Origin of the sequence: Salinispora pacifica DSM 45544, from assembly GCF_000378845.1 — a bacterium.
Lineage (GTDB): Bacteria > Actinomycetota > Actinomycetes > Mycobacteriales > Micromonosporaceae > Micromonospora > Micromonospora pacifica.
Genome location: NZ_KB905359.1, coordinates 1,238,555 through 1,256,997, shown reverse-complemented (window position 1 = coordinate 1,256,997; position 18,443 = coordinate 1,238,555). Strand labels below are relative to the sequence as shown.

Here is an 18,443-nt window from a genome sequence, read left to right as displayed (position 1 = left end):
GCATACATCAGTGACAGTTGGTAGAAAATTTGCTATGTCCTATTAGCGGTATTTGCCGGCGTGGAGGTAGGAACAATGGGGAGACCCTGTCGATGGGCAGGCGGTGGCGCGGGCCGGGCCATCACCGGCTGGCTCCTTCTGGTGTTGGCGGTGATGGTCACGCAGTTGGTCGCAGTGTGGCCCGCGGCCGCGCAGGACACGCCATCACTGTCCGTCGCGTCGGACACCGTCCTTGCCTGGGGCCAGAACAACCAGGGTGAGTTGGGCGATGGGACCAGCACCGACCGCACCGCGCCGGTGGCAGTCAACCTGCCTGCGGGAACCACCATCACGGCCATCTCCGCCGTCGGTGACTTTAGTCTGGCGTTCACCTCCACCGGCGGCGTCCTTGCCTGGGGGTCGAATTCGAGTGGTCAGCTGGGTGACGGGACCACCACCAACCGCACCACGCCGGTGGCCGTCAGCCTGCCGGTGGGCGCGGAGGTCACTGCCATCGTCGCCGGCGACGATCACAGTTTGGCGTTAACGTCCACCGGCGCCGTCCTTGCCTGGGGCCAGAACGACCAGGGTGAGTTGGGCGACGGGACCATGACCAACCGCACCACGCCGGTGGCCGTCAGCCTGCCTGTGGGCGCCGAGGTCACCGCCATCGCCGGCGGCAACAACCACAGTCTGGCGTTGACGTCCACCGGCACTATCCTCGCGTGGGGCTCTAATTTCGGGGGCCAGCTAGGCGACGGGACCATCATCGACCGCAGCACACCCGTCGACGTCAACCTGCCCGTAGGCGTCACCATCACAGCCATCGCCGCCCACGGCGACCACAGTTTGGCGTTGACATCCACCGGCGCCGTCCTTGCGTGGGGCGTCAATTCGAGTGGTCAGCTGGGCGACGGGACCACCACCAACCGCACCACGCCGGTGGCCGTCAGCCTGCCGGTGGGTGCCGAGGTCACTGCCATCGCCGGCGGCAGCGACCACAGTTTGGCGTTGACGTCCACCGGCGCCGTCCTTGCCTGGGGCCAGAATGACCAGGGTGAGTTGGGCGACGGGACCATGATCGACCGCACCACGCCGGTGGCCGTCAGCCTGCCCGCCGGCCCCACCGTCACCGCCATCACCGGCGGCAACCACCACAGTCTGGCGGTCACCTCCACCGGCACCGTCCTCGCCTGGGGCGAAAACGTGTCCGGCCAGTTGGGCGACGGCACCACCACCAACAGCAGCACACCCGTCAACGTCGACCTACCGCCAGCGACCACCATCACCACTGTCGCCGCCGGCGATGCCCACAGCCTGGCCCTGACCGCACCACCGACATCCACCACCACCCTGCAGGTCACCCCAGCCAACCCGACAGCGGATCAGGACACCACCCTCACCGCCACCGTCACCTGCAACATCGACACCCCCACCGGAACCATCACCTTCCGCACCAACACCACCACCCTCACCACCACACCCCTGACCACCACCACCACCACCGCCACCGCCACCCACACCACCACCCTCCCACCCGGCACCCACACCCTCACCGCCCACTACACCAGCACCAACACCTGCCCCAACAGCCAATCCACACCGGTAAACCTCACCATCGCCCCACCACCCGACGAACCCGACCTACCCATCACCGGCCCCAACATCATCACCACCACCACCGGCGCCGCCGCCCTCTCCATCCTGGCCGGTGTCATCCTCAGCTACGCCGCACGCCGACGCCCACCACACCGGACCACGTAAAAACAAGGTGCCACCAGCCCCTGGGGCTGCGAAGAGATTTTTCCGTTCCGGGAAGGACCACGTAACGACAGAGCGTGGAGTGCCCCTCGGCGGCTCAGAGCGAATCGGGCAGGTTGAATGAGACGAAGACCTCGGGGGAGAAGGCGGTGATCTCGGCGATCTTGCCTTCGTCGATTCGGAAGACATTGAGCACCTGCGGACGGTAGATCGACTCGCCGGAACGACGTACGTAGCCGGCGATGGCCGGTTGCCCGTTGGCGTGCGCCGGCCGGGCTCGCCATGTTCCGAAGCAAGCCGGCGAGGTCGGATCGAACTGTGCGACGAGAACTGAGACGAAGGCGTCCCAGCCGACGATCCAGAGCGGGTCCGGTGGCATCGTCAATTCCTTGAATCGTGGAGGACAGGGGTGGCCGGCGTGTGGGGGTGTGAGGCAGCCTGTAGGTCGGTAGCGTCGGGCGTGATGCGCCTCTGTGGGGGGCGTTCGGCGCAACGCGAGGAGGTTCCTGGTGGATTCCTTGCCGGAGTTGACATTTGGGCAGCGGTTGAAGGTCTACCGGGAGCGGTCCGGGAAGACTCGGGCGGTGCTTGGTGGGTTGGTGGGCCGTAGCGCTGAGTGGGTCAAGGCGGTCGAGACCGACCGGATCTTGCCGCCACGACTTCCCATGCTGGATCGGATCGCGCGTGCTCTGAAGGTCGACGTGTCTGCCCTGGCCCTGGATTTGGGTGAGCGGTCTGTGGTGGTCAATGGGCCGGAGCATCCGGCATTGGCGTCGGTGCGGGATGCGGTGAACCGGGTCGTGTTCGCTGATGACGTCGCGGCGGAGTCGTTGGCCAGGCTGAGGGAGCGGCTGGCGACGGCATGGCGGGCACGTCATCAGGCGTCGGATCACCGGACGGTGCTGGGCGGGTTGTTGCCGGGGTTGCTGCGGGATGCGCAGCGTGCTGTGTTGGGGTACGAGAGTGACGAACGGCGGCAGGCGCAGGTGCGTTGGCGGAGACGCTTGGATTGGCGCAGATGTTCATCGCGTACCAGCCTGCTGCCGAGTTGTTGTGGCGGGTGGCGGATCGGGCGATGGTGGCGGCGCAGGAGTCCGGTGATCCGGAGGCGGTGGCCGGTGCGGGGTGGTTCCTGTGCCAGGTGCATCGGGACGCTGGGGACTGGGACACCGCGATGGCGGTGACGCTGGACGTGCTGTCGGCCGTGGAGCCGGCCACGGTCGACGGAAGCACGAATCTGCTGGCGCTGTGGGGTGCGCTGAATTTCGAGGCCGCGTACACCGCCGCTCGTGCCGGTGAGGAAGGGCGGGCCTGGCGGTACTGGGATCGCGCGGATCGCGTGGCGCAGCGCCTGCCACAGGGTTTCTACCAGCCGCAGACGTCTTTTTCCCGGGCCATCATGGGCGCGCACGCAGTGACCGTGGCGGTGGAGTTGCAGAAGTCCGGCGAGGCCGTGCGGCAGGCCCGCCGCCACGGTGCGGCAGCGATCCCGTCGAGGCCGCGCCGGGCACGCCATTTGATCGAGGTCGCGCGGGCGCACTACGGCAAGGGCGATACGGAAGCGACGGTGGCGACGCTGCGGCAGGCATACGAGTCGGCCCCGGAGACAATCCGCTTCAACGGGTACGCCCGTCAGATCACCTTGGACCTGCTCGGCGGCCCGCGTGCCACCCGAGACGATGCCCGCGACCTCGCGGTCCGAGTCGGACTCGTCTCGTGATCCGGAGGTAGGAACCCCACCCATTTCAGGGTGCAACCCACCGTAGCTTGTTGTTCACGGGATGCGGCGGGCGGTGCGAGTTGCGCCCGGTCGTCGCGTCCTCCTCAATCAGAGGGCGGCGAGGCTGCCCTCGTGAGCGGCGAGGGAGGGTGCGTGCGGCGCGTCTCGTACGACGATTACCTGTCAGCCACCGCGTGGACGTTTGCCCGACGGCATCGTTCGGTCTGGTCGTGGCAATGATGGCGGTGTGTCTGCCGGTGCGGAGCCGAGCTGCCGTGCCGTGCCCGGCACCGGATACCAATCAATCGTGCTCACTGGCCTCAAGAGGGCGAGCAGTGACCGGCGGGCCGGAGCAAGTGATCCTTGCGGTGCACGTCCGAGGGCTCGACGGCATGTGCGCTGGCTGTCGAGTGTGGTGGTCACGGCTGGCTCCTTACCCGTGCTGGCAGATGGAGTGGGCGACCAGCCGGCTCGCCCGCGCGAGCGTAGCCCGGTTTTTGTGCGGTGACGGGGTAACCCTTGCCTGACGGGGGCACGGTGCGTCGGGAGGGGCGGCCGATTGGGTGGCGAGAACCGCGGCAACGCAGCGCGAGTGCGGCGAATCGGGTTGAGTCGTGGTGCTGGATGCTGGCTAGATGGATCGCATGCGCACCATCGTGAGCGAACGCCTCCGGCTGCGTCCTTGGCGAGACGAGGACGCCGACTTTCTGTTGGATCTCGAGTCGCGCTGGGAGGTCGTGCGATTTGTGGGCCCGCAGCCCACGATCATGCACGATCGGGAGAGCGCCCTCGCCTCGATCGCACGCCAACGCGCCATCGACGATCCGATCCACGGCAGCTGGGCCGTAACTACGGCGGCGGACGGTCGGCTGGTCGGAAATCTCCTGCTCAAGCCGATTCCGCTGTCGGCGGGGGAGCGGGCCGTCGGGCCGACCGAGGTCGAGATTGGCTGGCAGCTGCATCCGGAATCCTGGGGGCACGGCTACGCCACCGAGGCAGCGGCGGCGGTCCTGTCGGACGCGTTCGACCGGGGGCTGCCGAGGGTCATCGCGGTCACGCATCCGGACAATCGGTCCTCTCAGGCAGTCTGCCGGCGGCTCGGCATGACACACCTGGGCCGAACAACGAAGTACTACGACATGCCGAACGAACTCTTCGAGACTGAGACAGCGAAGCCCCAGCCGATGTGAGACCCGATTGGCTTCGTCCCTTGTGGCAAGATGCCGAAGGTGGCGACCAGTGAAGCAGATTGGGAGGGTCGCGTCACGGCTCTCTGGCAGCAAGTCGACGAGTATGAGCCGGCCGAGTTCCGCGGACAGGTAGCGGCTTTGGCTACGGAGCGTGATCCTGAGGACGCGAAGGCCCTGTTCGAGCGGGCCTGTGCGAACGACTCCACCGGACAGGGTGGACCAGGCAGCGCCGCTCGACCGCGGTGAACTCGGTCTTACCGCCATGGCTCGAGGCCGGCACGCCCTCGACCACGGCGAGCTCCTCACCAAGACGCAGGCCATCAAGCGGGCGAACGCTCCTACCTGGCTGATCGGCCAGCTCAGCGCCAAACGGCGCGGCGAAGCAGTGTCCCTGCCGCGGCCTCGGACAGCCTGGATCGCCTGGCGGGATGCCCGCCGGACAGTCGCCTACGCGAAGCGCACCCGGTGAGTCCACTCTCGCCCGCTGTGCCAACCTCGTCATCGATACTGTGGCCGTAAGTGATCATCGCATGATGGGGGATGCAGCGATGCCGTTGACGAATCCGTGGCTCGCGGAACCCGCGCCGACGCGGCGGCTGCCGCGGGACCGGCTTGCGGAGCGCATCCGTAACCTGCTCTCGTCGCAGAACATGTGTGTGCTGGCCACAGCCGGGCCCGACGGACCGCTGGCCACCCCGGTGCGCTACTACCCACTCGACTTCGCGGTGATGTTCACCGCCGCGCCGCGGTCACCGAAGCTGCGCAACATCGCCGCGGACCCGCGGGTCTCGGTGGGGATCTTCGCCCCACTGGTCGGGCTGGCCAGCAGTCGCGGCGCGCAGCTCTTCGGCGCGGCTCGGGCGCTGCCACCCGACCATCCCGACCGCGAGCCCTACTGGGCCGCGTTCCGGTGGGAGAACGAGCACGCCGAACGGGGCCGATCGCTTGCCGAACCACCACGGGACACCCTGGTGGTGATCGAGGCGGACCGGATCGTCTACACCGAGCACTGGCTCCGACGGGAGGGCTTCGCCGCCCGTCAGTTCTGGCGACGCCGCGAGAATGAGCCCGAGGGCGGCGAACGCACCGGCTTCCACCCGGACGGCGACGCCTGAGCCCCGGCCGGGCGTCAGCCGCCGAGCTGTCCGACCTCGGTGATCCGGAGGACCGCCGCGCCCGCCTCGTCGGAGGCGGCGAGGTCCACCTCGGCGCTGATTCCCCAGTCGTGGTCACCTTCGGGGTCGTCCAGGATCTGGCGTACGGTCCAGGTCGCGCTGCCCTGCTCGATCAGTAGCAGCGCCGGCCCGCGGGCGTTCGGCCCGATGCCGATCTCCGGGTACTCCTCGAAGTACGGCTCCAGGGCGTCCTCCCACGCGGCGGCGTCCCAGCCGGCGGCGCTGTCCAGCTCGCCCAACTCGTGCCAGCGATGCAGGGCGGCCAACTCCACCCGACGGAACAGGGCGTTGCGGACCAACACCCGGAAGGCCCGGGTGTTGCGGGTGACCGCCGTTGGCTGGTCGTCCAGGGCGACGGCGACCTCGTCCACGTCGGAGGGGTTGCGCAGCCGCTCCCACTCGTCGATCAGGCTGGAGTCGACCTGGCGGACCAGTTCGCCCAGCCACTCGATGAGGTCGATCAGCTCCTCGGTCTTGGCATCCTCGGGGACGGTGTGCCGGAGCGTCTTGTACGCGTCGGCGAGGTACCGCAGGACGAGGCCCTCGGATCGGGTCAACCCGTAGAACTGTACATACTCGCCGAAGGTCATCGCCCGCTCGTACATGTCCCGGACGACGGACTTGGGGGAGAGCTGGTGGTCGGCCACCCAGGGGTGCCCCTGGCGGTACATCTCGTAGGCGTTGTCCAGTAGCTCGGCGAGGGGCTTGGGCCAGGTGACCTCGTCGAGCAGTTCGAGGCGGGCTTCGTACTCGATGCCTTCGGCCTTCATCGCGGCGACCGCCTCACCGCGGGCCTTGAACTGCTGTGCGGAGAGCACCTGGCGCGGGTCGTCGAGGATCGACTCGATCACGCTGAGCACGTCCAGGGCGTAGGCCGGGGACTCGCGGTCGAGGAGCTCGATTGTGGCGAGGGCGAGGGGCGACAGCGGCTGGTTGAGGGCGAAGTCGAGCTGGAGGTCGACGGTGAGTCGAGCCCGTCGGCCGGACTCGTCCGGCTCGGGTAGTTCCTCGACGACCCCACCGGCCCGCAGCGCCCGGTAGATGGCGATGGCGCGGCGGATGTGCCGGCGCTGGGCGGCGCGGTCCTCGTGGTTGTCGGTGAGCAGGTGTCGCATCGCCGCGAACGCGTCGCCGGGGCGGCCGATGACGTTGAGCAGCATGGCGTGGCTGACCTGGAAGCTGGAGGCCAGGGGCTCCGGATCGGCCTCGACCAGGCGTTCGAAGGTGGGCTTGCCCCAGCCGATCGACCCCTCCGGTGGCTTCTTTCGGACGACCTTGCGGCGCTTCTTCGGGTCGTCGCCGGCCTTCGCCAGGGCCTTCTCGTTCTCGATGACGTGCTCGGGTGCCTGCACCACGACCCGGCCGAGGGTGTCGAAGCCGGCCCGTCCGGCACGGCCGGCGATCTGGTGGAACTCGCGGGCCTTGAGGAGGCGGGTCCGGGTTCCGTCGTACTTCGACAGCCCGGTGAAGAGCACGGTGCGGATCGGTACGTTGATGCCGACCCCGAGGGTGTCCGTGCCGCAGATGACCTTGAGCAGCCCGGCCTGGGCCAACGTCTCGACCAGACGGCGGTACTTGGGCAGCATCCCCGCGTGGTGCACGCCGATGCCGTGTCGGACCAGCCGGGACAGGGTCTTGCCGAAGCCGGAGGTGAAGCGGAAGTTCCCGATCGCCGCCGCGATCATGTCCTTCTCGGCCCGGGTACAGACGTTGACGCTCATCAGCGCCTGGGCCCGTTCCAGGGCCGCCGCCTGGGTGAAGTGTACGACGTACACCGGGGCTTCGCGGGTCTCCAGTAGCTCCTCCAGGGTCTCGTGCATCGGCGTCGTGGCGTACGAGAAGAGGAGAGGGACCGGGCGTTCGGCCGTCTGGACGACGGCGGTCGGGCGATCGGTGCGGCGGGTGAGGTCGGCGACGAACCGGGTGGTGTCCCCGAGCGTGGCGGACATCAGGATGAACTGTGCCTGTGGCAGCTCGATCAGCGGCACCTGCCACGCCCAGCCCCGATCCGGCTCGCTGTAGAAGTGGAACTCGTCCATGATCACCTGGCCGACGTCCGCGCGGGTGCCCTCCCGCAGCGCGAGGTTGGCCAGGATCTCCGCGGTGCAGCAGATGACCGGCGCGTCCGGGTTGACGCTGGCATCGCCGGTGAGCATGCCGACGTTGTCGGCCCCGAACACCTCGCACAGCGCGAAGAACTTCTCCGACACCAGCGCCTTGATCGGGGCCGTGTAGAAGGTCGTCCGGTCGTCGGCGAGCGCGGCGAAGTGCGCCGCCATCGCGACCAGGCTCTTGCCGGACCCGGTCGGCGTATTCATGATCACGTTCGCGCCGGAGACGATCTCGATGACCGCCTCCTCCTGGTGCGGATAGAGATCGAGGCCGCGCTCGGACGCCCAACCGGCGAACGCGTCGTACAGGGTGTCGGGGTCGGCGCTGGCCGGCAGCGCGGCGGTAAGTGTCATGGCGGGGTCCATGGTGCCCCGACCATCACCGCCCGCGCCAACCGGGCCGGTCATCGGCGTCCCGTGGGGGCTCAGCGGCGGTGGTAGATCAGGTCGGCCACCGGTCGGCCGGCAGCCAGGGCGCGGCGCTCGAACTTCGTCACCGGGCGGTGCGCGGGACGGGGTGCGAAGCCGTCGTGCGGGTTCGCCAGCCCCGGATCGGCGTCCAGGGTCCGCCGCATCGCCTCCGCGTACTCGGCCCAGTCGGTCGCGCAGTGCAGCGCGCCGCCGGTCGCCAATCGTGAGCGCAGCAGGGCGACGTGATCGGGCTGGATGAGGCGCCGTTTGTGGTGGCGGACCTTCGGCCACGGGTCCGGAAAGAAGACGTGCACCGCGTCGAGTGAGCCGACGGGCAGAGCGCTGACCAGGTCCAACGCGTCGCCCTCGGCGATCCGGACATTGCTCAGGGACTGCCGCTCCACCAGGTCGAGGAGGTTGGCGATTCCCGGCGTGTGCACCTCGACCGCCAGATAGTCTCGGTCCGGATCGGCGGAGGCCATCGCCACGGTGGCGTCGCCCATCCCAGAACCGATCTCCAACACCAGGGGCGCCCGGCGCGGGAACAGGACAGCCGGCTCCACCGGCGTGCCGGGCACCTCCGGGACGGTCAGGCCGTACCGCGGCCACAGCTGTCGCAACGCGCTGGTCTGGCGCAGCGACATCCGGCCGCGTCGCGGGTGAAAGGTCCGGATGCTCCGCGCGGGAGCGGTGGGGTGAGAGTCGGTGATGGTCACAGCGATCCGAGCGTACGCGAGGACCGCGTCGAATCGGATGTGATGTGCGACGGGGATGTCGGATTCCCCGTGCGACAGGCCGGGTGTGCATGGCCGCCCAGCCGGGTCGGGAGGGGGCTGTGGTGAAGGGGACCCGCGGGGGCCTGGTGGCGATGGTCGCGGTCGCGGTCGTCGGCCCACTGCTCGCGGTCGTCGTCGGCCTGGTGCTCGCGGTCGGGGTCGCGAACGCGACGGCCGGGCCAGCCTCAGCCCAGGTGGTGTCGGCCGGACCGGCTGCTGCCGGGCCGGCATCGGCCTGGTCCTCCCCCGTCGCGGCGTCGACTCCCGAGGCAGCACTCCGCCCGGTTGCCGCACCCATGCAGCCCGAGGGACCGAAGCCGTCGACCGTCTTCGTTGAGGTAAGCCCGAGCACGGTGAAGGCCGGCTACCTGGTCTGGATCCGGGCGAGTTGCCGGGACAACTCCATCCCGGCAAACGTCTGGTCCGACGCCTTCGGCCGCGTCCAGGTGAAGCCGGACAATGGGCTGTTGACCGCGACGGCGAGGGTGCGGGAGCGAACCCTGCCCGGCAGCTACCGGGTCAAACTGGAGTGCCGCGGCGGTGAGACCGCGACAACGATGCTTCAGGTCGTCAAGTCCGTCACGCCCAGTCGTGGCCCGGCTACCGGGTTCGGCGGCTCCGGCAGCAACTTCTCCGCGGAGCTGCTGCTACCGGTCGGGGTCGGGCTGACCGTGGCGGGTCTGGTGGTGTGGCTGGTGTCCCTCCGCCGACTCCGCGGGGCTGCCCGCCGATGACCAGGGCCCGTGCGGTCCGCACGGCCCGCCGACCGGCGGGCCGGCGTAGCCCGTGGGTCGTACCGCTGGCCGTGCTGCTGGTGCTGGTGGGGGTCTTCGCCACGGGTGCCGGGCTGGGCCGGACCACCGGCTCCCTGGAGTGGGCGAGCACGGCAGACGTGGACCGACCCGCCGGTGGGGCCGGGCCGGAACCAGCCACCAGCCGGCCGGTCCGCCTCGCCGTACCCGTGATCGGTGTCGCCGCGCCGATCGCGCCGGTGGGGCAGGCCCGGGACGGCTCGATCGCCGTCCCGCCGTTGGAGCGGGCACACGAGACCGGCTGGTACGACCGGGGACCGGTCCCCGGCGAGCCGGGACCGGCGGTCATCGTCGGTCACGTGGACACCAGGGACGGTCCGTCGGTCTTCGTTGACCTGCACCGGCTGAGTCCCGGTGACCCGATCGAGGTGACCCGGGCCGACGGCTCGGTGGTGGGATTCCGGGTCGACTCGGTGGAGCGCTTCCCCAAGGACCAGCTTCCCGCCGAACGGGTGTACGGCGACTCCGGGCCGGCCGTGCTGCGCCTGATCACCTGTGGTGGAGCCTGGGTGGGGGGCCGCACCGGCTACGCCGACAACGTCATCGCTTTCGCCACGATGACGTGAGACCCGGGCCCGGTGATCCGGTCAGGAAACCGCGTCGCGGGCCGGGTAGCCGAGGAGCTCCACGAGGTTTCCGGTCGCCGCGGTGAAAGCCGCGTAGACCTCGTCGTCGAAGTGGTTACGCCAGTCGCCAGCTTTGCCCTTTCGGTAGTGGGAAACCTTACCCGCGGTTTCCCGATCCTTCCGCATCCTGGAGAAGCTGTAGCGGGACAACAGGGCCTCCAGCTCGGTGGCGGGCAGGGTGATCCCGCAGTGCCGCATCAGCTGGTCCACCTCCTCCGCCTGCCGCTCACCGGTCAGGTCCTCGTAGCGGAACAGCCGGAAGGTCTCGGAGCTCGGGGCGGCCGCCCACGACCGGAGTTGCTTGAAGAGGTTCCGCTTGGAGTGGCGTTCGATGACGTAAAGTAACCCTTCCTTCATCGGAATTTCCTGCAGTGTTTTCCGTGCCTGGAGGATGTCGCCCATGGGGGCATGTGAGTTGCGCAGCGAAAAGTAGCTTGAAATGACGATATCGCGTGGGTCGCGAATTACGAAGAAGGCGCGATAGGTGCCGGGTTTTGAAATCTTCTTGAAGCGCGGGTAAGAATGAAATAGGGCCAGACCTGCCCGGCCGGGTGGAATGACGGGTAGCTTGCGTCGCTTGTAGAAGCGTGGGTCGTAGGGGAGCAGGCCGGAGTGGCGGTAGACGGTGGGGTCGCTGAACAGGGCTTTGATCCACTGGCTACCCGTCTTGTGTACCGTGCAGTGGTAGATGTTGTCGAACTCGCACCGACTGACCACCGGGACGAGGAGCCGCTTTCTCGCATTGTGGGCCTCGAGCTGTACGCGGCGTGCCATCCGGCGCGTCAAATTGGGTGAGTGTTGCTTGGCGAACTCTATTGTTCGATTGAGCATTATCGAAGCCTTGTCTGCGCCTTCAGGGTGGGGGAGCTCTGGGCTTATTGTAGGGGTGGTGGTGTTGGTCGAATCCCGGGATCTAACCGTTCCCATCCCGGTATGTCAACGTGCCACTAGGAATATCCCCGACGGTCCAATTAAAGTCAATGCTACCCTTGGTGATTGACTAGTAACGCAGAGTGTGGCATGAATTGTCGCCGCCCGGGTACTCAGAACGCCTCCACCACCGGGACAAGGTCGGCGTCCACGACGATCGGAGCATGGTCCGAGGGGCCCTTACCCTTGCGGGCCTCCCGGTCCACGTATGCGGCCCGGACGACGCGGGCGAACGGAGCCGAGGCGTACACCAGGTCGATCCGCATGCCCTTGTTCTGATGGAACATCCCGGCCCGATAGTCCCAGTAGGTGAACGGGTGCGGGCCCTTCATCGGGGTTGGCACGACGTCGGCGAGGCCCAGATCGCGTAGCGCCGCGAGTGCGGCTCGTTCGGCGGGCGTGACGTGGGTGGAGCCGGTGAACAGGGTCGGATCCCAGACATCCGCGTCGGTGGGGGCCACGTTGAAGTCGCCGCACACCACCAACGGTGCGTCGCCGGTCAGTTCGCCCTCCAGCGTGTCCCGGAGTGCGCCGAGCCAGGCCAGCTTGTACGCGTAGTGCGGGTCGTCGAGGGTTCGGCCGTTGGGCACGTAGACCGACCAGACCCGTAGTCCGGCGCAGGTGGCGGCGAGGGCGCGCGCCTCCGGATCGGGGAAGCCCGGCTCGTCGGGGAAGCCGAGGGTGACATCGGTCAGGCCGACCCGGGACAAAATGGCGACCCCGTTCCACCGGCCGTCACTGTGGCTGGCGACCGTGTAGCCGAGCGCGCCAACCTCGGCGACCGGGAACGCGCCGTCCGGGCACTTGGTCTCCTGGAGGCAGACGACATCTGGGTTCGTGCCCGCCAGCCAGTCGAGCAGCCGAGGCAGGCGGGCCTTCACGGAGTTGACGTTCCACGTCGCCAGGCGCATGTGTCCCAGCCTGCCCGATCTGTCGCCGACCTGCTGCCTGCCCGGGGCGTGTCGCCGCCGGGCTGTCGGGGAGGGCACTCGGTGCCGCTCCCCGTCCCGCGCTCTGGCGGGGCCCGTCGGGCCGCGGGTGATCGGGCTCAACGTTCCGACGGGGGCCCCTGCGGTCGGCTTGGCGACCCGTCGGAGCCGGCGGCCGGTTCAGCCGCCGGGGTTGTCATTGGGGCGGGTCTGCTCGGCCAGGAAACGTTCCAACTCGGCACCGAGTTCGTCGGCGGTCGGCAGGGCCTCGGCCCCGATGTTGAGCAGGTTCGGTTGGCCGCGTCCCCGGGTGAAGGTGTCGTACTGCTCCTCCAGCGCCTGGACCAGCGCTGCGGCGTCCTCGGTCTGGGCGACCTGCCGGTCGATTTCCGTCCGCACCGCCTCGGTCGCGGCCCGCAGATTCTCGCTGGGAAGGAGGAGCCCGGTGCTGCGTGACACCGAGGCGAGCAGCACCTCGGCCGCGGCGGGGTACTCGGTCTGCGCGACGTAGTGCGGCACGTGCGCGGCGAAGCCCAGCGCGTCCCGGCCCTGCTCGCCGAGGCGGTACTCCAGCAGGTATCCGATGCTGCCCGGCACCTGCACGCGTTGCAGCCATGGCTCGTAGCCCGCGGTGAGTTCACGTCGGGTGGCGTGGGCGGTGACGCCGGTGGGGCGAGTGTGTGGCACCGCCATTGGGATGGCGTTGAGCCCGACGGTCATCCGGACGTCCAACCGGGCGGAGAGCCCGGCCACGGCGGCGACGAAGCGTTCCCATTGCAGGTCCGGCTCGGGACCGGTGAGCAGCAGGAACGGGGTGTCGGCATCATCCCGGAGCAGGTGCAGCTCTAGGGCCGGCGCGTCGTAGGACTCCCAGTGGTCCTCGACGAAGGTCATCACCGGCCGGCGCGAGCGATAGTCGAAGAGCTGGTCCAGGTCGAACCGTGCCACCGGCCGCGCGTCGAGCGAGGTGAGTAGTTGCTCGCGTGCCAACCGGGTGGCGTTACCGGCGTCAACGAAGCCGGAGAGCGCCTGGATCAGGACGGGCTGCCCGAGGTCGGGCAGATCGTCGGTGAGTTCGTAGAGCTCGTGTGGGTCGAGCACCGGTGCGGACCTCCCTGGATGTGGCTGTGGGCCGTCATGCACGAACGGCACCCGGTTGGGGAAACTACCCGCAGTCCCGCGGCATTCCGCCGGGCCCCCGGGCCGGGTCCCGGTCCGCGCTCCCGGCCGGGCCTGCCAGGATGGGCGTTCGCTGCGCCGGGACGCCCCTGCCGACCCGGGGGGGGTGAGCGACGACCGGCGTCAACTCGCCGTACGCTTGCCAACTGGTCAGGCGCGGTGGACGGAGCATTCGGTGGGCCGGTGCGGGGTTGTCCCGGCGAGATACATCTGGATACAGCACCACGGAAGGAGGCCGACATGTCTCACATCCACCGGATCGGGGCGTTCCTCCACTCACCCAGCGGACAACATCGATCGAGGAAGGCGGCGAAGGCAGAGCCTGCCGCGCCGCAGCAGCCGGGGGGCCGCCGTGCAACCCGGGCACCATCGTTGACCGTGTCCGGGCCAGCGGTGAAGCTGGCAAGCAGGCCGCCCAGCCGCAGACCCCGGGGAGTCCACAGTGACTGACTCCGCGCCCGCCGATGGTCAGCCCGGCGCTCGCCCGCCGCGGACAGCCGAGGCGGCCCCGGCCGTTGCGGAGCCGCCAGCCGGGCTGTGGGACCGGATGCGCGAGGACCCGCAGTACGCACCGGAGCACCTTGCTCTGGCGGCGGTGCGCCAACTAGGCCCGGAGGCGGCTCAGTGGGCGCGGCGGGTCCGCGCCGAGCAGTCCGAGCCGGTGCCGGAGGAGGCCCTGGCCGAGCAGGCGGTTCGCCGATTCGTCAACCACGCCCGGTTCCCCGAAGTGGCCTCCGGAGCGCCGGGCCTGCCCGGCCTGGTGATCGACGTGGGTCTCCTCGCCTGGACCCAGGCCCGAATGGTGTTGCACGTCGCAGCCGCCTACCGGCTGGACGCCACGCACCCCGACCGCGCCGTTGACCTGCTGGTGTTGCAGAAGGTGCACAAGGCCGCGCACGACGCACGGCTTGCGCTCGGGGCGGCCGCCGGTCGAGAGCGCGCTGATGCGCTCTTCGGCCCTGGCGCCCGCCAGGCCCCGTTCGGTCAGGTCCCGCCCGGTCAGGCTCCGCCCGGTCAGGTCCCGCCCGGCCAGGTGACGCTCCGCCTCGGTGCCCAACTTGCCCAGATGGCCGGTGCGCGGGCCACCAAGCGGGTTGTCGCGAAGGTGCTGCCGGGGGTCGCCATCGTCCTGGGCACCTGGGCGAGTTCCTCGGCGACCAAGGAGCTCGCCGCGCGGTCACGGGCGTTGTACCACCAGCACAGTGGGGTGGGTTGCCGGTGTGCTGCCCCGGAGGACCGCCGACTCAGGCGACGCCTCCCCAGGCTGCCCAGGTGACCTCGGCGAGCCGCTCCTGGCCGGCGAGGTTGGGGTGGAACCAGTCAAAGGTGCTGACCAGGTCCAGCGTGAACCGGAGCCGGTGGGCGGCGCCGTCGTCGTAGCGGCAGCGGGAGCCGTACGCCGTGCAGGCCGCGGCGAGCTGATCGTTGTAGTCGGCGACCCGTTCGCGTACCGCATCTCGTCGGGAACGATCCGCCGGGTCGGTGGAGGTCGGGTTCTTGAGCAGGGCCGGGCAGATTCCCAGACTCCAGGCCCGTACCGCCCGTTCGTTGGTGTGCCCCACCTCCCAGAGCCGGTACAGGTCCGGGATGCTTACCACCAGCAGCTGCGCCTTCGGTAGCTCCGCACCCAGCACCTGCAGCCCCCGGTCCACCTGACTCCGGAACGTCGCCACCGGGGTCATCGCCGCCACCTCGCCGTGACAGACGTCGTTGGCGCCGATGAGCACGGTGATCCGATCCGGTCGGTCCCGCGTCGCCTGCTCCGCTTGGCCGGCGAGCGCGGACGCCCGGGCTCCCGCCTGAGCGTGGTTGAACGCCTGCCCACGGATCGCCGGATCATGGTCGAGTAGCCGTCGGTAGTGGCTCCCCAACCGGAGGCTGTTCCCGGTTGACCAGGAGTTGCGTTCGCACGGGGTCACCACCAGGCAGGAACCGAAGCCGGTGCTGATCGAGTCGCCGAGGGCGGCGATCCCGCCGGCCTCGGCGCCGGGTGAGCCGGGACTGGGGCTGGGTGCGGTCCCGCCGCCGTTTTCGCAGGCGAGTGCAACGAGCGCGAGTAGGCAGACGACGGCGGTGACCCAGCGTCGAGGCATGGCTTCCCCAGGCGGCCGAGTGGCGAGTGATTGCCTGGGCACTCTATGAGTGCGGTTGGGGCCGCGGTCGGACAGTGTCGGATATCCAGCACCGAACTGCGCTGCGGCTTTCGCCGGCTCGCGGGACAGCGGATAGCGGATAGCGGATAGCGGTGACGGTAGTCGCGGTCGTCACCGCTGTCCGCGGTTGCTCCTCATCGTGGGCCGCGGGCGGGAGGTCGGCCATGCAGCCACCAGCCGAGGGCCTGGGTGATCCGGGGCAACACCACGTACGTCATCAGCGGTGTCAGCGTCAATGTCATGAGCAGCACGCGAGCCGGCACCGGGACGTCGGGCATGAACCGGCCGGTCAGCAGGGTCGCGGTCAGACTGAGGGGGAAGAACGCCAACCAGATCGTCACCGCCTGCTTCCAACGCGGCGGCGACGGTGGCGGAGCGGTCGGCGCTGCGCTGACCGGCTCGACAACCTGCCCCCGCCGGGAGAACCAGCCCTCGACCCCGGTCCGGCGTTCCACCTGGGTGTGCTCGACGACGCCCTGCGCTGAGGCCAGCCACCAGTGCCGCTGCGGTGACTCCTCCCAGCGACGCAGCGTCTCGTCGTCGGCGAACCGGTAGAGCATGTGCCACTCGCCGGATCCGGGGGCGCTGCGGATCCATCCGGCCCCGAGGAAACCGGGAAACGCCTCCGCCAACGCCGTACCGGCGCGCATCCACGCCACCATCTCCTGGGTCCGAGCGGGGTCGGTACGTCGGGAGACTGAGACGGTCACTGGCATCGCGGGCGTCATGGTCATGTCCCCATGTTCCTCGCCGACACCCGGATCTGCCGGTGCGCGGTACGTCGGTGTAACGCGACTAACCCGGGTGGTGAGCCGACTCACCGCAGCCAGCCCGAACAGCCGGAACAACCGGCTGGGAGATGCCGCTGGCCGGGACGGGCTCCGGGTTAGGCGGGCCCTGGGCGGGTAGGTCCAGGTGATGACGAGATCGCAGCCCCGGCGTGCCCGTGGCACCGTCGGTCACGCCTACAGCGCGCTCAATCTTCGCCTCGTGCTCGCCAGCTTCGGCTTGGTCACGATGGTGATCTTCGGTGTGCTGGCGTTCCGGGCGGGGGTGGTCTGGTTGGGGGTGTTATGCGCCCTCTTCGCCGTGGTCGCCGTCGTCGACCTGGTGATCATCCAGCGGCGACGGGGCGCTCGCCGCCGGGAGGAGCCGGGCACCCGGCATTCGTTGTTCGAGTGACAGGAGTTCGCGATGCCCATCGCCACTACCAACCCGGCCACCGGCGAGACGCTGAGGACGTTTGCGCCGATCTCGTCCGAGCAGGTGGAGGCGGCGATCAGCCGGAGCTCCCACGCGTTTCGGCAACTGCGAGACACGACCGTCGAGGAGCGTGGTGACTGGCTCAACAGGGCCGCCGCCCTGCTGGAGGCCGAGCGCGACGACGTGGCCCGACTGGTGACGACAGAGATGGGAAAGACCTACGCCGCTGCCCGGGCCGAGGTGGCCGTCTGCGTGAACGCCTGCCGCTTCTACGCGACGAAGGCGCCGGCGTTCCTCGCCGACGAGCCTGCCGACGCCGCTGGTGTCGGTGCCGCTCGGGCCTTCGTCCGGTACCAGCCGCTCGGGCCGGTGCTTGCGGTGATGCCCTGGAACTTTCCGCTCTGGCAGGTGCTCCGGTTCGCCGCGCCGGCGCTGATGGCCGGCAATACCGGCCTGCTCAAGCACGCCTCGAACGTTCCCCAGAGCGCTCTCTACCTGGAGGACCTCTTCCGTCGGGCCGGCTTTCCGCCGGGGGCGTTCAGCACCCTGCTGGTCGGCTCGGACGCGGTGGAGGCCATTCTCCGTGATCCGCGGGTTCGAGCCGCGACGGTGACCGGCAGTGAGCATGCTGGACGCGTCATCGCCCAGATCGCCGGTAGTGAACTGAAGAAGACCGTGTTGGAACTCGGCGGCAGCGACCCGTTCGTGGTGATGCCCTCGGCCGACCTGGATCGGGCCGCCGAGGTGGCGACCGCTGCCCGGTGCCGAAACAACGGCCAGTCCTGCATCGCCGCGAAGCGCTTCATCGTGCACACCGACGTGTTCGACGCCTTCGCGGAGCGGTTCGCCGCGCGGATGTCCGCGCTGCGGGTGGGTGACCCGATGGCGGAGACCACCGACGTGGGTCCACTCGTCAGCGAAGAAAGCCGTGCCGAGATCGTCGCCCAGGTACGCGACGCCGTTGACCAGGGTGCGACCCTCCGCTGCGGGGGTGAGCTGCCGGCGGGGGAGGGCTGGTACTACCCGCCCACGGTCGTCGCCGATCTCACGCCGCAAATGCGGATGTGGGCCGAGGAGGTCTTCGGGCCAGTCGCCGGGCTGTACCGAGTCTCGTCGTGCGAGGAGGCGATCGAGGTGGCCAACGGCACCGCGTTCGGGCTCGGTGCGAACGCCTGGACCCAGGACCCGGCGGAGCAGGAGCGGTTCGTCATCGATCTGGAGGCGGGCAACGTCTTCGTCAATGGTATGACCACGTCCTTTCCGGAGCTGCCGTTCGGTGGGGTGAAGAACTCCGGGTACGGCCGTGAGCTGGCCGCGGTGGGGATGCGCGAGTTCTGTAACACCAAGACCGTGTGGGTTGGTGGCGACGGCCGCACCGATTCGGTGGCGGCGCTCGCCGAGTAGAGCCCTTGGGTGGTGACGCGAGCCAACCGGATGATCGTTGGGCTCGGTAGCGGTGAGATTCGCCGCGCCACGCCGGGTCGGGGT

The 18,443-nt window shown here is 69.3% G+C and carries 17 protein-coding genes and 2 pseudogenes; 11 read left to right on the top strand and 8 right to left on the bottom strand.

Annotated elements, in window-relative coordinates; translation table 11 throughout:
* Positions 1 to 75: 75 nt before the first annotated feature.
* The gene (locus SALPAC3_RS0105675; RefSeq protein ID WP_018220297.1) at positions 76 to 1,743 is read left to right on the top strand and encodes an RCC1 domain-containing protein; all 1,668 of its coding nucleotides are present in this window, start codon (positions 76 to 78) and stop codon (positions 1,741 to 1,743) included.
* Positions 1,744 to 1,837: 94 nt separating this feature from the next.
* Here the strand turns inward: SALPAC3_RS0105675 and SALPAC3_RS0105670 are convergent, their stop codons facing one another.
* Positions 1,838 to 2,119 (bottom strand): sigma-70 family RNA polymerase sigma factor family protein, encoded by a 282-nt coding sequence (locus SALPAC3_RS0105670; RefSeq protein WP_018220296.1) that lies wholly within the window; start codon positions 2,117 to 2,119, stop codon positions 1,838 to 1,840.
* A 130-nt stretch (positions 2,120 to 2,249) separates the two neighbouring features.
* Here SALPAC3_RS0105670 and SALPAC3_RS25370 point away from each other — a divergent pair.
* From SALPAC3_RS25370 to SALPAC3_RS0105645, 5 genes and pseudogenes are all read left to right on the top strand, one after another.
* Positions 2,250 to 3,460, top strand: a pseudogene (locus SALPAC3_RS25370) (helix-turn-helix domain-containing protein).
* Positions 3,461 to 3,609: 149 nt separating this feature from the next.
* Complete coding sequence (locus SALPAC3_RS28605; RefSeq protein WP_026185266.1) at positions 3,610 to 3,987, top strand: hypothetical protein; 378 nt, start codon at positions 3,610 to 3,612, stop codon at positions 3,985 to 3,987.
* A 117-nt stretch (positions 3,988 to 4,104) separates the two neighbouring features.
* Entirely contained in the window at positions 4,105 to 4,650 is a 546-nt protein-coding gene (locus SALPAC3_RS0105655; RefSeq protein ID WP_026185265.1) for a GNAT family N-acetyltransferase, read from the top strand.
* A gap of 244 nt (positions 4,651 to 4,894) precedes the next feature.
* A pseudogene (locus SALPAC3_RS0105650) lies at positions 4,895 to 5,119 on the top strand (hypothetical protein); the annotation flags it as partial.
* 79 nt (positions 5,120 to 5,198) lie between these two features.
* The gene (locus tag SALPAC3_RS0105645) at positions 5,199 to 5,765 is read left to right on the top strand and encodes a pyridoxamine 5'-phosphate oxidase family protein (RefSeq protein ID WP_018220292.1); all 567 of its coding nucleotides are present in this window, start codon (positions 5,199 to 5,201) and stop codon (positions 5,763 to 5,765) included.
* Between the two features lie 14 nt (positions 5,766 to 5,779).
* On the opposite strand, the gene SALPAC3_RS0105640 is transcribed toward SALPAC3_RS0105645, so the two are convergent.
* Both SALPAC3_RS0105640 and trmB read right to left on the bottom strand, forming a co-directional pair.
* The gene (locus SALPAC3_RS0105640; protein ID WP_026185264.1) at positions 5,780 to 8,290 is read right to left on the bottom strand and encodes a DEAD/DEAH box helicase; all 2,511 of its coding nucleotides are present in this window, start codon (positions 8,288 to 8,290) and stop codon (positions 5,780 to 5,782) included.
* A gap of 71 nt (positions 8,291 to 8,361) precedes the next feature.
* On the bottom strand, positions 8,362 to 9,063 hold the full coding sequence (trmB, locus tag SALPAC3_RS0105635) for a tRNA (guanosine(46)-N7)-methyltransferase TrmB (protein ID WP_026185263.1): 702 nt from the start codon (positions 9,061 to 9,063) through the stop codon (positions 8,362 to 8,364).
* A gap of 89 nt (positions 9,064 to 9,152) precedes the next feature.
* On the opposite strand from trmB, the gene SALPAC3_RS0105630 reads away from it, so the two are divergent.
* Together SALPAC3_RS0105630 and SALPAC3_RS0105625 are read left to right on the top strand one after the other, a co-directional pair.
* The gene (locus tag SALPAC3_RS0105630; protein WP_018220289.1) at positions 9,153 to 9,857 is read left to right on the top strand and encodes a hypothetical protein; all 705 of its coding nucleotides are present in this window, start codon (positions 9,153 to 9,155) and stop codon (positions 9,855 to 9,857) included.
* Positions 9,854 to 10,501, top strand: coding sequence for a class F sortase (locus tag SALPAC3_RS0105625; protein ID WP_018220288.1), 648 nt, complete (start codon positions 9,854 to 9,856; stop codon positions 10,499 to 10,501). The genes SALPAC3_RS0105630 and SALPAC3_RS0105625 overlap by 4 nt, the downstream gene beginning before the upstream one ends.
* Before the next feature lie 21 nt (positions 10,502 to 10,522).
* On the opposite strand, the gene SALPAC3_RS0105620 is transcribed toward SALPAC3_RS0105625, so the two are convergent.
* From SALPAC3_RS0105620 to SALPAC3_RS0105610, 3 genes are all read right to left on the bottom strand, one after another.
* A complete protein-coding gene (locus SALPAC3_RS0105620) occupies positions 10,523 to 11,392 on the bottom strand; it encodes a sulfotransferase domain-containing protein (RefSeq protein WP_026185261.1) in 870 nt (289 codons plus the stop codon).
* 212 nt (positions 11,393 to 11,604) lie between these two features.
* A complete protein-coding gene (locus tag SALPAC3_RS0105615) occupies positions 11,605 to 12,402 on the bottom strand; it encodes an exodeoxyribonuclease III (RefSeq protein ID WP_018220286.1) in 798 nt (265 codons plus the stop codon).
* A 198-nt stretch (positions 12,403 to 12,600) separates the two neighbouring features.
* Positions 12,601 to 13,521, bottom strand: a complete 921-nt coding sequence (locus SALPAC3_RS0105610) for a proteasome assembly chaperone family protein (protein WP_018220285.1) — start codon at positions 13,519 to 13,521, stop codon at positions 12,601 to 12,603.
* A 520-nt stretch (positions 13,522 to 14,041) separates the two neighbouring features.
* Between SALPAC3_RS0105610 and SALPAC3_RS0105605 the strand changes: the two genes are divergently transcribed.
* Positions 14,042 to 14,875 (top strand): hypothetical protein, encoded by an 834-nt coding sequence (locus tag SALPAC3_RS0105605; RefSeq protein WP_033662232.1) that lies wholly within the window; start codon positions 14,042 to 14,044, stop codon positions 14,873 to 14,875.
* On the opposite strand, the gene SALPAC3_RS0105600 is transcribed toward SALPAC3_RS0105605, so the two are convergent.
* Both SALPAC3_RS0105600 and SALPAC3_RS0105595 read right to left on the bottom strand, forming a co-directional pair.
* Complete coding sequence (locus SALPAC3_RS0105600) at positions 14,844 to 15,692, bottom strand: SGNH/GDSL hydrolase family protein (protein ID WP_018220283.1); 849 nt, start codon at positions 15,690 to 15,692, stop codon at positions 14,844 to 14,846. The genes SALPAC3_RS0105605 and SALPAC3_RS0105600 overlap by 32 nt on opposite strands.
* 194 nt (positions 15,693 to 15,886) lie before the next feature.
* Positions 15,887 to 16,486 (bottom strand): antibiotic biosynthesis monooxygenase, encoded by a 600-nt coding sequence (locus SALPAC3_RS0105595; RefSeq protein ID WP_018220282.1) that lies wholly within the window; start codon positions 16,484 to 16,486, stop codon positions 15,887 to 15,889.
* Positions 16,487 to 16,670: 184 nt separating this feature from the next.
* Between SALPAC3_RS0105595 and SALPAC3_RS0105590 the strand changes: the two genes are divergently transcribed.
* Positions 16,671 to 16,934, top strand: coding sequence for a DUF6343 family protein (locus SALPAC3_RS0105590; protein ID WP_018220281.1), 264 nt, complete (start codon positions 16,671 to 16,673; stop codon positions 16,932 to 16,934).
* Between the two features lie 12 nt (positions 16,935 to 16,946).
* Positions 16,947 to 18,359, top strand: coding sequence for an NADP-dependent succinic semialdehyde dehydrogenase (locus tag SALPAC3_RS0105585; protein WP_018220280.1), 1,413 nt, complete (start codon positions 16,947 to 16,949; stop codon positions 18,357 to 18,359).
* The last annotated feature ends 84 nt before the right edge of the window (positions 18,360 to 18,443 follow it).

What these genes read in the sequence shown, in the direction of transcription:
- SALPAC3_RS0105625 (WP_018220288.1), top strand. Translation starts at nt 9,854, where the DNA reads ATGACCAGGGCCCGTGCGGTCCGCACGGCCCGCCGACCGGCGGGCCGG.
- SALPAC3_RS0105655 (WP_026185265.1), top strand. Translation starts at nt 4,105, where the DNA reads ATGCGCACCATCGTGAGCGAACGCCTCCGGCTGCGTCCTTGGCGAGAC.
- SALPAC3_RS0105590 (WP_018220281.1), top strand. Translation starts at nt 16,671, where the DNA reads ATGACGAGATCGCAGCCCCGGCGTGCCCGTGGCACCGTCGGTCACGCC.
- SALPAC3_RS0105585 (WP_018220280.1), top strand. Translation starts at nt 16,947, where the DNA reads ATGCCCATCGCCACTACCAACCCGGCCACCGGCGAGACGCTGAGGACG.
- SALPAC3_RS0105630 (WP_018220289.1), top strand. Translation starts at nt 9,153, where the DNA reads ATGGCCGCCCAGCCGGGTCGGGAGGGGGCTGTGGTGAAGGGGACCCGC.
- SALPAC3_RS0105595 (WP_018220282.1), bottom strand. Translation starts at nt 16,486, where the DNA reads ATGACCATGACGCCCGCGATGCCAGTGACCGTCTCAGTCTCCCGACGT.
- SALPAC3_RS0105615 (WP_018220286.1), bottom strand. Translation starts at nt 12,402, where the DNA reads ATGCGCCTGGCGACGTGGAACGTCAACTCCGTGAAGGCCCGCCTGCCT.
- SALPAC3_RS0105645 (WP_018220292.1), top strand. Translation starts at nt 5,199, where the DNA reads ATGCCGTTGACGAATCCGTGGCTCGCGGAACCCGCGCCGACGCGGCGG.
- SALPAC3_RS0105620 (WP_026185261.1), bottom strand. Translation starts at nt 11,392, where the DNA reads ATGCTCAATCGAACAATAGAGTTCGCCAAGCAACACTCACCCAATTTG.
- SALPAC3_RS0105670 (WP_018220296.1), bottom strand. Translation starts at nt 2,119, where the DNA reads ATGCCACCGGACCCGCTCTGGATCGTCGGCTGGGACGCCTTCGTCTCA.
- SALPAC3_RS0105675 (WP_018220297.1), top strand. Translation starts at nt 76, where the DNA reads ATGGGGAGACCCTGTCGATGGGCAGGCGGTGGCGCGGGCCGGGCCATC.
- SALPAC3_RS0105640 (WP_026185264.1), bottom strand. Translation starts at nt 8,290, where the DNA reads ATGACACTTACCGCCGCGCTGCCGGCCAGCGCCGACCCCGACACCCTG.
- SALPAC3_RS0105600 (WP_018220283.1), bottom strand. Translation starts at nt 15,692, where the DNA reads ATGCCTCGACGCTGGGTCACCGCCGTCGTCTGCCTACTCGCGCTCGTT.